Raw genomic sequence first — 13798 nt, forward strand, 5'->3', positions numbered from 1 at the left:
CTTGGATTATAATAATATAAATAATACAAGAGGAAAGGGAAAGGGAGCAAGTACATGTGGTGGTTTAAAAAACCCTATCTTATTCTTATATATGAAATCACATCTATCTCACCCTTAACACCTGAGAAGAAAATAGAGATAGAAAATCAAAAAAATTATATTTACAGAATTTTGGAAAAGGAATTTAAAAAAGCAAATTGCGAGGTTATTATTTGGGATAAAGATAAATATCATCAACCAATAAATTCCTCTTATGCAGTAATAATTAATCCAGTCTATCTTAGCCTAAATGAAAAAGTAGAAAATGTACTCAAAAATAATACAGAGGATATAAACCTCTTAAGAGAGGAACTCCCAGAGGTAGAACCCTTAGCTGTAAAAATTGGTAAAAAAATTTGTGAAAAACTACAAATTTATCCAGAGCTTCATCCCAATTTTATAAATATGATATTCATGGAAGATAATATAGACATTCATCATATTAAATCCTCCACAAAGGTGCTTTTTATAAGATTCCTTATGGCAAAATTAGGAGCCTTTAAAAATATAATAGTTCCGATAAAAGAAAATAAAATAAAAGATAACAAAATTATCTTAGGAACCTTAGAAGGAGGACATCCATCCCTTTCTTTAAATGAAATTGCCAAAAGACTTATGGTTTTTGGTTCATGTAAAGAGGTGGGTGGTTGGAAAGAAATAGAAAATATAGAAATTCCAAAAGAAGTATGGCAAAAATCAATAGTTTTAAATAGTGTGATTGAACTGGGCAAATTCTTAGGAGAAAAAGGCTTACTTTCTTCTCCCGTGGAGATAAAAAATCTAATAAAAGACGAAAAATTATATAAATTCATTACCAGATTAGTTAACTACTCAAGGCAATCTGAGGGAGCTTTCATGGCTTATGAGCCTGATATATATAATGGTGTTTTTGCAGTAACATGTTCAGGAAAATATGGCACTATAAAGAGTAATCTTACCTCTAAGGACATAGCTTTTGTCATACCTATAGAAGAAAGAAGAATTGGAGTAATAAAAAAGGAAGGCGAAGAAACTTTAGGACCCTCTGTAGAAGCAGAAGAATTTGTTATACCATTATGGGAACATGATAAAAAGATAAAAATTAAAAAGGTAGAAAATGGTTATTCATATGATGAAAAAGGGAAATACATGCCTCCTATAAGAGGAATTGTTCATCTTCATAGAGGATATAAAATTCATTCTTTTAATGATGAATTCATAGAAGTACCAGTAGATATAGAAAATTATCCACCAGTTGGATGTGGAGTAGATCTTATGCAAGAAATGAGCAGATATGCCATTAATAAAGCAGTAGAAATATGGGAAAATAAGGATAGAAGACCTTGTTTAGCCTTTTTCAATGTACCTAATCATGGTACTAATATATTTATATTTTGGAAGGATATAAATGGTATTATTCCTAAAAATCCTTTTTATTTCCTTATAAAGTATATTTCAGAAAATAAAATAAATTTCATAGAAGTACCCCAACTCTAACTTTAGTATTTTTCTTACAATTTTTGTTAAAATTTTTTAATAATTTCAAAATGAAATTACCCCCTTTACAAGATTGTTTCTATATGATATTATTTTAAACACAAAGGGACCTTAGAGCATGGTTCAAGATATAATTTACCCCAAATATAGGAGGTGTAAAGATGAGGGGTAAGGTTTTAGGGGTACTTTTAACAGTTTTACTTTTAACACTCTTGTTTGTACCTTCTACCTTAGGTCAAGTTTCTTTACCACGTAATGAGACTCTTTATACAGTTGGAGCTCTTTGGTCAGCAACTACTTATAGCTTATATGCACCCTCAGCAACCTATGGAACAGAACATTTCATGTACTTACCACTCTTTATCTACAGCAACATGAAAGACGGATGGTTACCAGTTATTGCTGAGTCATTCACAGCAGTAAATAAAACCACATTAAGAGTAAAGATTAGAGATATTGCAAAATGGAGTGATGGTACACCAATTACTGCTCAAGACGTGGAATTTACATTCAATTGTACAAAGGAAGTAGGATTTGGTCCTGGTAATGGTTGGTGGGATTACATTAAATCTGTAAAAGCAATAGATAATAAAACTGTAGAATTTGTAATGAGACCAGATGCTCAAAATTATGCATCTTTTTTAGGTTATGCATTAACAACAAGAATCGTTCCTAAACACGTATATGAACCACTTTTAAAGAAAGGCGTTCAAGCTGTAAAAGACTTCCAAAACGATGATCCAGCAAAACAAGTAGTATCTGGACCATATAAACTCTTCTACACCGATCCTAACATCGTTGTATACGGAAGAATTGATGATTGGTGGGGCAAAGCTGTATTTGGACTTCCTGTACCAAAATATATTGCCAACGTGATTTATAGAGATAACGCAGTTGCAAACTTAGACTTTGAGAAAGGAAATGCTGATTGGGCAGGAGTATTTATACCAGATGTAAGCTCCCTCTGGAAAACCAAGAAACTCCCAATTGGTACATGGTTCAAAGATAAACCATACTTCATGCCAGATGGACTTGATTTACTCTATATAAGCTACTACAACCCACTTCTTAAAGATCCTGCTGTAAGGAAAGCTATTGCCTACGCTATTCCATACAAAGAAATGCTTGATAAAGCATACTTTGGCTACGGTAACCAAGCCCATCCATCAATGGTAATAGATGACTTTGAAGCATATCATGAATACATTGATCATGCATATGCAAGATATTACTGGGGTTCTCCAGATGGAAAACCTAAGACTGATCTTAAGAAGGCAAATGAAATTCTTGATAAGGCAGGATACAAGAAAGGAAAAGATGGAATAAGAATTAGCCCAGATGGAAAGAGAATGGGTACCTTCACCATCCAAGTTCCAAATGGTTGGACCGACTGGATGATGATGTGTGAAATGATGGCAGCAAATATGAGAGCAATCGGACTTGATGTAAAGACTGAATTCCCAGATTTCTCTGTATGGTGGACAAGATGGACACAAGGAACATTTGATTTCATACTTGGATGGTCTGCTGGCCCCGGCTTCGATCATCCATGGAACGTCTACAGATTAGTACTTGATCCAGCTCTCTATAAGCCATTTGGTCAGGATCAATATGGTAACTTTGAAAGATATAATAATCCAGAAGTAGGAAAACTCTTAGATAAGATTGCAGCAACTCTTGATCCAAAGGTTAGGAGAACATTATTCTTCCAGATACAAAGAATTATTTACAGAGATCTTCCTGCTATACCTCTCTTTTATGGTGCTCACTGGTATGAATACAACGAAACAGTATGGACAGGATGGCCTAATGCAGAAAAACCATGGTGGTTCCCTGCTGCTCCATGGAGTGGATATGCTCTTCCTGTCCTCTTTGGTATTGCACCCAAAGGTCAAACACCAAAAGTCCCTGCATGGGTAGAATTCAAAGCAAAAGGTGGACTCTTGATACCAACCAACGACATACTTAACGCCTTAGCAAAAGCCAAGTAATAATTTAGGAAAGCAAAATGGATCATGCTCTAAGGTCCTAAAGGTTAATAACGAATCATATCCCCCCGGATTAGATTCCGGGGGGTATATTTTGGTTAAAAAATGCAATAGGTAAACACAACAATATAAAAGGAGGCTTATAAATAAATGCCAAAATCAGCCTTAAAACCTTTCTTAAAATATATAGGAAGAAGGCTTTTCTTCTTAGTACTAACATATCTCGTTGCCATAACCATAATCTTCATACTACCAAGGGCAATCCCTGGAAACCCCCTTGCCACTCTTCTTCAACGTATAGCTGTACAGGGTGCAGCCAATCCAGAAACCGTATCAAATGTACATAAAGCTCTTATGGAAGAATTTGATATAGACAAACCTATAATAATACAATATTTAAGATTCATAGGAAGACTTTTTACAGGAAATCTTGGAACCTCTATTCATTATTATCCTAAAAAATGTCTTGATGTATTAGCACCTTTTATTCCTTGGACTTTATTTTTACTTATACCAGCCACCCTTACAGCCTGGATAATTGGAAATACCTTAGGAGCAGTAGCCGGAAATAAGAGAGGTACATGGATAGATAACATAGTCCTAAATTCTTCTCTTGTAATTAGCCAAATACCTTACTATTGGTTAGGTATGTTACTTATTTATACTTTTGCAGTAAAACTAAATATATTTCCGAACCAAGGAGGATATTCTCAAGGAATAATCCCAAGTCTAAATATCAAATTTATATTAGATGTTCTTCATCACTATATACTACCTTTTCTCTCTATAGTAATTGCAGCTATAGGGGGATGGGCCATTGGTACAAGACTTCTTGTTATTTATGAACTTGATGCAGATTATACCGTTTTTGCTGTAAACTTAGGAATGAGAGATTCCACAGTTTTTAAATACGTTTTCAGAAATATACTCTTACCCCAAATAACAGGTCTTGCTTTAAACTTAGGTTCTGCCCTTGGCGGTGCTTTAATTACAGAGCTAATTTTCAACTATCCCGGTACTGGATATATACTATTTAGGGCATTGAGCACCTTAGATTATCCCTTAATACAGTCTATATTTGTAATCTTAATAGTTGCTGTTTATTTAGCCAACTTTATTGTTGATTTTGTTTATGCCATTGTAGATCCAAGAATAAGATTAGGACAAGGAGAGGGAAGCTAAAATGTGGAAACAAATGATAAGACCTTTATTTAAAAATCCCAAATTTATTGTTGGATTGACCATATTCCTATTAATAGTTCTTATGGCTTTAATAGGACCAGTGGTCTATCCCAAAGATCCCACTTCCTTTGCAGGAATGCCAGAACAACCACCAAGTAAAGATTATCCCTTAGGAACAGATACTTATGGGGGAGACCTATTAGCTAAACTTCTAAATGGTACTAGATCTTCACTCTATATCGGATTCTTAGTTGCTATTATCTCAATGATCATAGGTTTATTAATAGGAATCTTCTCAGCAATGAAAGGTGGAATAGTAGATGAGCTTTTAATGTCCTTTACAAATATTGTACTAACCATACCAAGCATTCTTCTTGCCATATTAATTGCAAGTTACCTAAGAATTAGAAGCTTAGAAGTCATAGCAGTAATCTTAGGAGTTCTTACATGGCCATGGTTTGCAAGAGCAATTAGAGCTCAACTTATGAGTTTGATAAATAGAGAATATGTATATCTTTCAAGACTTGCTGGATATAGCGACTTCAGACTTGCAATTGAAGACCTAATTCCTGCAATAGCTACCTATACCTTTATGGCTTTTATACTCTTTATTAATGGTGGTATTTTAGGTGAAGCAGGATTAAGTTTAATTGGCTTAGGACCAACAAAGGGAGTAACCCTTGGTGTTGTACTACAATGGGCAGTACTTATGGAAGCAGTAAGAAGGGGATTATGGTGGTGGTTTATCCCTCCTGGTGTTGTCATAGTTCTTCTTACTTCCTCTCTTCTAATAATAACCACAGCAATGGATGAAGTATTTAATCCAAAGCTAAGAGAGAGGTGATAGAAATGAAAGGAACATTAATAATAAGCTTAGATAATGTAAAAGCATACTATGCGAGAGGAGAATATTATGTAAAGGCAGTAGATGGAGTAACATTAAATGTTTATAAAGGAGAAACAGTAGGAATCGTAGGTGAAAGTGGTTCTGGAAAATCTACTCTATCAAACGTTATGATAATGAATATCAAAAAACCATTAACTTTTATTGACGGAAAAGTAACATTAAATGTGGGAGCAAACTTTCTTGAGTTAAATAATATGCCAAGACAAGAACTACAAAAAATCATATGGGGAAGAGAAACATCAATTATTCCTCAAGCAGCAATGAATGCCCTTATGCCAACAAAAAAAATAAGAGATTTCATCTCTGACTTGGTAAAAGATCATTTTGAAAGAGCCTTAAATGAGGAAGAAATCGTTGAAAGAGCTAAACAAAGATTTACAGATGTGGGAATAAGCCCCAATGATATATATAGATATCCTTTTGAACTTTCTGGTGGTATGAGGCAAAGAGCTGTAATAGCAATTGCAACCCTTTTAAACCCAAGACTTCTTATATGTGATGAGCCTACATCTGCCCTTGATGTGGCAAATCAAAAATTAGTATTGAAAACCCTTGAACAATTAAGAGTAAGAGAAATCGTAGAGTCTATAGTATTTATAACCCATGATATTGCTACTGTAAGACAGATTGCCACAAGAATGGTGGTTATGTATGCAGGAAAAATTGTTGAAAATAGCCCTACTGATGACATAGTAAAAGAACCTCTACATCCTTACACAAAGGGTCTACTTATGTCAGTTGTAACCCCAGAGCCAGAAGTAAAGAAACGCGGTATATCTTTCATTCCAGGTACCCCCCCAGATCTTGCTAATCCACCTATGGGTTGCAGATTCAATACCAGATGTCCTAATAAAATGCCAATATGTGAAAAAGAGGAGCCTCCTCTTATAAGGATAGATACAAATAGAGAAGTAGCATGTTTTCTATTTAATAAATGAGGTGAGAAAAAATGGCAATTTTAGAAGTTAAAAATTTAAATAAAATATATGAAGTGGGTCTTTTTGTAAGAAGACATATACATGCAGTAAAAGGTATCAATTTTACAGTAGAAAAAGGAGAGATAGTATCTCTTGTAGGAGAAAGCGGCTCTGGAAAAACTACTACTGCAAAGATGATACTAAGGCTTGAAAAACCAACCTCTGGAGATATTATTGTAGATGGTATAAATGTTTGGAAAGATATAAAGACAGTAGAAGACAAGAAAAACTATTATAGAAAAGTACATGCAGTATTCCAAGACCCTTTTGCCAGTTATAATCAATTTTATCCTATTGATAGAATACTACATCAAGCCTTAAATTTAATAGGTATAGATCCCAAAAATGAAAGATCTAAGGAACTAATCGAAGAAGCATTAGTACATGTAGGTTTAGAGCCCAAAAACATTCTTGGAAAATATCCTCATCAGCTTTCAGGAGGAGAAAAACAAAGAATAATGATTGCAAGATGCTGGATTTTAAGACCATCATTAATTATAGCTGATGAACCTGTATCCATGATTGATGCATCAACTCGTGGTGGTATAATAAAACTTTTTGAAAGATTAAGGGATGAAACAGGAACTTCTATTATATTTATTACCCATGACATGGGACTTGCTTATTATATATCAAATAGAATCTTCATAATGTATAAGGGTGAAATAGTAGAAGAAGGAACACCTGATGAAATAATTTCATCTCCAAAACACGATTATACAAAGAACCTAATTGGAAGTATACCAACCCTATATAAGAAGTGGGAAGATATTGGAGAACTGGAAAAAAGAGCATAGGGGAGAGAAAGCCTCTCCCCTTTTATTTTTTTTATTCTTCACAATAGTCACTCTTATATAAAATAACCTACTAATTATTTTTTATTAGTATAACTATGAAATTTTTATGATATACTTATACAATATAATTTGTTAGGGAGGTATATTAAATGGAGAGGGATATAAAAAAACTTATCTCACAGATGACTCCTGAAGAAAAAGCCTCTTTATGTTCTGGACTTGATTTCTGGCACACAAAACCCATTGAAAGACTTGGCATACCATCAATAAGAATGTCTGATGGTCCCCATGGACTTAGAAAAGAAGAGACCATGTTCAGCAAGACTCTACCTGCCACCTGTTTTCCACCAGCATCATGCCTTGCAGCCTCTTGGGATAGGGACCTAATTGAGAGAGTAGGAAAAGCTATTGGAGAAGAATGCCAGGCAGAAAATGTACAAATTCTACTTGGACCTGGAGTAAATATAAAAAGATCTCCCCTTTGTGGAAGAAACTTTGAATACTATTCTGAAGATCCTCTTCTCTCATCAGAGATGGCTAAACACTTCATAAAAGGAGTACAAAGTGAAGGAGTAGGAACATCTATAAAACACTTTGCAGCTAACAACCAAGAACATAGAAGACTTACAGTAAGTGCAGAAGTAGATGAAAGAACATTAAGAGAGATCTACTTAGCCAGTTTTGAGAAGGCAATAAAAGAGGCAAAACCATGGACAGTAATGTGCTCTTACAACCGAGTAAATGGAGTATATGCCTCTGAAAATGAATTTCTTTTAACAAAGGTATTGAGAGAAGAATGGGGATTTGAAGGCTTTGTAGTATCAGACTGGGGAGCTGTGAATGACAGAGTAAAAGGACTATCAGCAGGACTTGATTTACAGATGCCTTATGATGGAGGTTGGGGAGACAAAAAGATCATAGAAGCAGTAAAGAAAGGAGAACTAAAAGAAGAGATTTTGGACAAAGCAGTAGAAAGAATACTAAAAATTGTCCTCAAAGCTATAGAGAATAAAAAGGAAAATGCCACATATGACAAAGAAGCTCATCATAAGCTTGCAAGAGAAGTAGCAAGAGAATGCTTTGTTCTTCTTAAGAACGAAGAAAAGATCTTACCATTAAAGAAAGAAGGAAGGATAGGTTTAATAGGAGCCTTTGCAAGAAAACCTCAAATACAAGGAGGAGGAAGTGCCCACGTAAACCCAACCATGGTAGATGATGCCGTAGAAGAGATAAAGAAACTTTTGGAAGAAAAAGCAGAGATACTTTATGCAGATGGGTACAAAATAGAGACTGATGAGGTAGATGAGAACCTTATAGAAGAAGCAAAAGAGGTAGCAAAGAAATCAGATATAGTAGTAATCTTTGCAGGACTTCCTGAAAGATACGAATCAGAAGGATTTGACAGGCCTAACATGAAGATGCCCGAGAATCACAACAGATTAATAGAGGAGATAGCAAAGATAAACAAAAATGTAGTAGTGGTACTCAGCAATGGAGCACCAGTAGAGATGCCATGGGTAGATAAGGTAAAGGCAATACTTGAGACCTACAGAGGAGGACAAGCCTGGGGAGGAGCAGTGGCAGATGTACTTTTTGGAGTTGTAAGTCCATCAGGAAAGCTTCCTGAAACCTTCCCAAAGAAATTAAGTGACAATCCATCCTATCTCTTTTTCCCAGGGGAAGGAGACAAGGTAGAGTATAGAGAAGGGATCTTTGTAGGATACAGATACTATGACAAGAAGGAGATGGAAGTACTCTTTCCCTTTGGACATGGCCTCTCTTATACCACCTTTGAATATTCAGATCTAATTTTAGACAAGAAAGAGATGACTGATGAAGAAATATTAAGGGTAAGGGTAAAGGTAAAGAATACAGGAGAGATGAAAGGTAAAGAGATAGTACAGCTTTATGTAAGAGATGTAAAAAGTAGTGTAATAAGACCAGATAAAGAATTAAAAGGATTTGTAAAGGTAGAGCTTGAGCCAAAGGAAGAAAAAGAAATCACTTTTGAACTTGATAAGAGAGCTTTTGCTTACTATAACGTAGAGATAAAGGACTGGTATGTAGAGACAGGAGAATTTGAGATACTAATAGGAAGATCATCCAGGGATATAGTACTCAAAGATACAGTATTTGTGAAATCTACAAAGCAAATTAAGAGAAAGTATCATATTAATTCTACCATTGGTGATATCTTAGATGATCCTGTGGCAAGCGTAAAATTTCAAAATGTACTTAAACAATTCGCAAGCCTATTTCCACAATTCTCAACTGAAGAGGGTATAATGAATTTTGCAGAGATGATGAAATATACGCCTTTGAGAGGATTAATACACTTTGGTAGTGGTAAATTTACAGAAGAAATGTTAAATGATTTACTAAAAGAACTCAATTCTTAAATTTTACATTAAAATAAAAGGGAGATAAAACATGGAGATTAAAGGGAGACCTGCCACTATATGGCTCTCTCTTCCTTCAGATCTTCTTATAGGAGAGAGCGTCTTAGATATAAATGACGATCTTCTTATAGAAAAAAGGAAAGTATTTTTTGAAGAAAGATACACCTATCTATTATTATCTGAAATAGAAGGAATTGAGATCACTCAAAAAGGGGATAAAATCTTTTCTTTTCTCTTTCTTGCCTTTTTGGCAGGAAGACTCTATTTCCTTTCTTTTATATCTCTATTAATTTACTTACTATGGAGACCCACTTTTCTTATTGTTCATGGAAAAAACTTACAGATAGGAATATCTATAAATCAAAAAGATATTAAACCTTATGTAGAATTTGCTAACAACTTAATTGAGAAAGTAAAAGAATACAAAAAGCATTGAGGGGGATTTTAATATGATTATTCATATAGTACCAGAGCCCAAAAAATTAGAGTTTAAAGAAAGATGGTTTGAGTTTGATGGATTTGAAAATTTTCCTGAATTTCTTTCTAAGGAATTTCAAATACCAAAAGGAAGTTGGAAGATTAAAAAAATAGAAAAAAATGGAACAGGCATCAACATTAAAGATAAAGAAGTGGAAATATGGGGAGATACAAACATATGCTTTGCCACTTTGATCCAGTTAATACTACAAAACAAAAATCAATTACCAGAAATATATGTGGAAGAAGATTTTAAATTTAAATTCCGAGGTTATCATCTTGATATAGCGAGAGGCGGCGTACCTTTACTTAAGGAATTCAAAAGAATTTTAAGACTACTATATTTATTAAAATACAATTTCTTTGCCATATACTTTGAAGATCTTTTCCCTTGGAAAAGCTTTCCCCAAATAGGAGCTCTAAGGGGAAGACTTGCTGAAGAAGAATTGAGGGAAATTATAGACTATAGTAAGAACTTAGGAATAGAAGTTTTTCCATCCTTAGAGCTTTGTGGACATATGGAAAATATTCTTATTCTACCTGAATTTATGAAATATAGTGAATGGCATAGACCTGAAGAAGGATGTTTAGATGTTTCAAACGAAGAAGCCAGAAATTTTACCTATAAACTTCTTTCCGAAGTAATAGAATTCTTCCCATCCCAATATATCCATATTGGTGGAGATGAAACATGGGCTCTTGGAAGAGGAAGAAGTCTCGATAAAACAGGTATATTTCAAGGACCTGAACTTTTTGAGATGCATCATAAGAATCTAATCTATCAAGTAAAGGAAAGTGGAAAGATACCAATGGTTTGGGGAGACATGCTCACGGGAATGTATTTGAGAGAGGAAGAAAAGGAAAGATGGAAGATAGTTCTTGAAAGTAATATATGGGATGAAACAGTTATTGCTAATTGGGATTATACCCATCTCTCTGAAGAACATTTTGAGAAGAAGATAAATATGTTCGGCAAGAGAAAGGAAAAAGAAATAGCCTCTCCTGGGGTTTCCAACTGGGGAAGGTTTTATCCAAATTTTGATATTGCTTTAACTAATATTACAAATTTCTTAAGACAAGCCAAAAAAGAAAACCTTCCAGGATTTCTTCTTACAGCATGGGGAGATGATGGTGCAGAGTGCCTATATTCATATTTAGATCCTTTAATACTTGCTACTATGGAGATTGCGGAAGGAAAGGAAAATTGGGAAGAAAAATATAAGGCATTATTTAAAGAAAAAGATGAATTAATAGAAATAAGAAAATTATTAGGACAAAATTCAGTAGCAGAAACTATAAAACATGTATTTCTTGGAGATACATTATATAGATATAACACAGAATTTAAACCAGAGCTAAAAAATACTGGAGATTTTTGGGCAGATTACTATTTAGGCATTTCTTCACTTTTATCCAATAAAGAAGAACTCCTTAAGATATATAGCAATGTATTAAACAAAATGGAGTCTATAGCTTTACCAGAAGATCTTTCCCTTATGAAGAATATGCTAAAAATAGCCATCAATAGACTTAATGGAAATCTAAGTTTTTCCGAATATATAGCCTTTGGAAAGAAATACACAGATCTTTGGCTTTCTGAAAGGAAGAAAGCAAACTTAGAAAAGGTCATTATAAAAATATATGGGGCAGGAGGTAGGGCAGATCTTAATATATACTAAAGAGCATTGTAAATAATATGACCTTCTACCATAGTAAGTTTTACATTAAAAGATTCATCCAATACGGCAAGATCTGCATCCTTTGATACTTCAAGGCTTCCCTTTCTTTTATCTATACCTATTACCTTAGCGGGAGAAAGGGAAGCCATATAAACAGCATCTACCAAATTAACAATTTCTTTTTCTACCATATTTTTAATTGCTTTATTCATGGTTAAAGTGCTACCAGCTAAGGAACCTGATTCAAGTGTTGCCTTTCCATCCCTCACTAAAACCCTTTGTCCTGCCAAACTATATTCTCCATTGGAAAGTCCAGCAGCCATAATTGCATCAGTTATTAAAACTACTTTATCCCTTGGTTTTATCTTGGTTACCAATTTAAGTATATGATCTGAAAGATGATATCCATCAGCTATTATCTCCACTGACAATCTATCATCTACTAATGCAACCCCTATAATCCCAGGCTCACGGTGATGAAGAGGCCTCATACCATTAAAAAGATGGGTAACATGAGAGAGTCCCAAACTTATAGCCCTCTCCACATCTTGAGAAAGGGCAGATGTATGTCCAGCTGATATTATTACTCTTTTTTTTGATAGATATGAAATAAGATCCAAAGCTCCTTCTAATTCAGGGGCTAATGTAATAAGCTTTACATGGGGAGAAAGAAGTTCATTAAGACTATTTAAATCTGGTTTCAAAATAGCATCTTCTCTCTGAGCTCCTTTATAATCAGGATTTAAAAAAGGTCCCTCTAAATGGATTCCTATAAATTTCGTTCCTTTTATGACATTAGATGAAATATACTTTTCTATCTCATAAATTGCCTTTTTCATTTCAGGAAGAGAAGAGGTAGCAAGAGTAGGAAGACAAGAAGTTACCCCTTTTGATGCAAGGAAATAAGAAATTTCCTCCATATCATTAAAAGAAGAATTAAGAAAATCTCTTCCATAAGATCCATGAATATGAATATCAATAAATCCTGGTGATATAAAGAAATCTTCTAAATAAAAAACCTCACTATCTTTGTCTACTTCCTTTCTTTCTCCCACATAAGAAATTTTATCCTCTTCAATCACAACCATTCCTTTTTGTAAAATCCTATCCTTCAATATAACCTCTCCAATAAAAACTCTCTTTTTCATGTTAAAACTCCTTTATTTTATCTTTATAGATTTTAATAAGCTTCTGATTTATATCATTCTCCCTACTATCAATACTACATCTAAACAAAGGAGGAATAATATCCATTCTCTCTAAAATACAAGCAGTCTCATAAAAGATCTCATGTAAAATGATAGAGGAAATAATAGTAGAAACTGGTGAAGTTTTTATCTTTTTATCTTTCTCTAAAGATAGAAGAAGATCGTCAGAAGGTCCTGGTATAAAAATTACAAGATCACATATATCTTTTAAACTTTTCTTGGAAGAATGTTTAGAAGGGATATTAGAATTTTCCTTGTTTATAAGACCTATTGTATAAACTTCTCTTTTCTTTGCCTCCAATGCAGAATCAATAGCAATCAAATCTCTACCAGTATAGGATATAATATACAGAATATCCTCAGAAGACAATTTATGATTATTTATTAATACCCTTCCATATCCTTCAATCCTTTCTAAAAAATTACCTTTTAATATCCCATCCATATAGGAAGTGGAAAAATCCCATATAGGATTAATACATGCAAAAACTCCTGCCCTAAAGAAAAACTCTAAGGATAAAATATTATAATGCCCAAAACCAAGTATATGTATTATGCCACCACCTTTTATAGCTTCCGCTGTTCTCATAGCTGATTTTTCAATAGATTCTTTTTCCTTTTTTATTTCCTCAAGTAGTAATGACAAAGCATCTATATATTTCATATTAA

The 13798-nt window shown here is 33.9% G+C and carries 11 protein-coding genes; 9 read left to right on the top strand and 2 right to left on the bottom strand.

The window, feature by feature from the left end; translation table 11 throughout:
• Nucleotides 1-54: 54 nt before the first annotated feature.
• From ACY3JJ_RS01145 to ACY3JJ_RS01185, 9 genes are all read left to right on the top strand, one after another.
• Nucleotides 55-1515, top strand: a complete 1461-nt coding sequence (locus tag ACY3JJ_RS01145; RefSeq protein WP_463091979.1) for a hypothetical protein — start codon at nucleotides 55-57, stop codon at nucleotides 1513-1515.
• 161 nt (nucleotides 1516-1676) lie between these two features.
• Nucleotides 1677-3506, top strand: a complete 1830-nt coding sequence (locus tag ACY3JJ_RS01150; protein WP_463091980.1) for an ABC transporter substrate-binding protein — start codon at nucleotides 1677-1679, stop codon at nucleotides 3504-3506.
• A 147-nt stretch (nucleotides 3507-3653) separates the two neighbouring features.
• A complete protein-coding gene (locus tag ACY3JJ_RS01155; RefSeq protein WP_463091981.1) occupies nucleotides 3654-4685 on the top strand; it encodes an ABC transporter permease in 1032 nt (343 codons plus the stop codon).
• 1 nt (nucleotide 4686) lies between these two features.
• Entirely contained in the window at nucleotides 4687-5529 is an 843-nt protein-coding gene (locus tag ACY3JJ_RS01160; RefSeq protein ID WP_463091982.1) for an ABC transporter permease, read from the top strand.
• Nucleotides 5530-5534: 5 nt separating this feature from the next.
• Entirely contained in the window at nucleotides 5535-6530 is a 996-nt protein-coding gene (locus ACY3JJ_RS01165; protein ID WP_463091983.1) for an ABC transporter ATP-binding protein, read from the top strand.
• An 11-nt stretch (nucleotides 6531-6541) separates the two neighbouring features.
• Nucleotides 6542-7366 carry an ABC transporter ATP-binding protein gene (locus ACY3JJ_RS01170; RefSeq protein WP_463091984.1) on the top strand — a complete coding sequence of 275 codons (825 nt, stop codon included), beginning with the start codon at nucleotides 6542-6544 and terminating at the stop codon, nucleotides 7364-7366.
• Nucleotides 7367-7515: 149 nt separating this feature from the next.
• Nucleotides 7516-9765, top strand: coding sequence for a glycoside hydrolase family 3 C-terminal domain-containing protein (locus tag ACY3JJ_RS01175; protein ID WP_463091985.1), 2250 nt, complete (start codon nucleotides 7516-7518; stop codon nucleotides 9763-9765).
• Nucleotides 9766-9796: 31 nt separating this feature from the next.
• Complete coding sequence (locus tag ACY3JJ_RS01180; protein WP_463091986.1) at nucleotides 9797-10201, top strand: hypothetical protein; 405 nt, start codon at nucleotides 9797-9799, stop codon at nucleotides 10199-10201.
• Between the two features lie 13 nt (nucleotides 10202-10214).
• Nucleotides 10215-11921 carry a beta-N-acetylhexosaminidase gene (locus ACY3JJ_RS01185; RefSeq protein ID WP_463091987.1) on the top strand — a complete coding sequence of 569 codons (1707 nt, stop codon included), beginning with the start codon at nucleotides 10215-10217 and terminating at the stop codon, nucleotides 11919-11921.
• Here ACY3JJ_RS01185 and nagA read toward each other — a convergent pair.
• Together nagA and ACY3JJ_RS01195 are read right to left on the bottom strand one after the other, a co-directional pair.
• Nucleotides 11918-13069: an N-acetylglucosamine-6-phosphate deacetylase gene (nagA, locus tag ACY3JJ_RS01190; protein ID WP_463091988.1), complete on the bottom strand. Its 1152-nt coding sequence runs from the start codon at nucleotides 13067-13069 to the stop codon at nucleotides 11918-11920. The two genes, ACY3JJ_RS01185 and nagA, sit on opposite strands and share 4 nt — an antisense overlap.
• 1 nt (nucleotide 13070) lies before the next feature.
• Nucleotides 13071-13793, bottom strand: coding sequence for a sugar isomerase domain-containing protein (locus tag ACY3JJ_RS01195; protein WP_463091989.1), 723 nt, complete (start codon nucleotides 13791-13793; stop codon nucleotides 13071-13073).
• Nucleotides 13794-13798: the final 5 nt, after the last annotated feature.

Source organism: Dictyoglomus sp. DH (assembly GCF_055181375.1).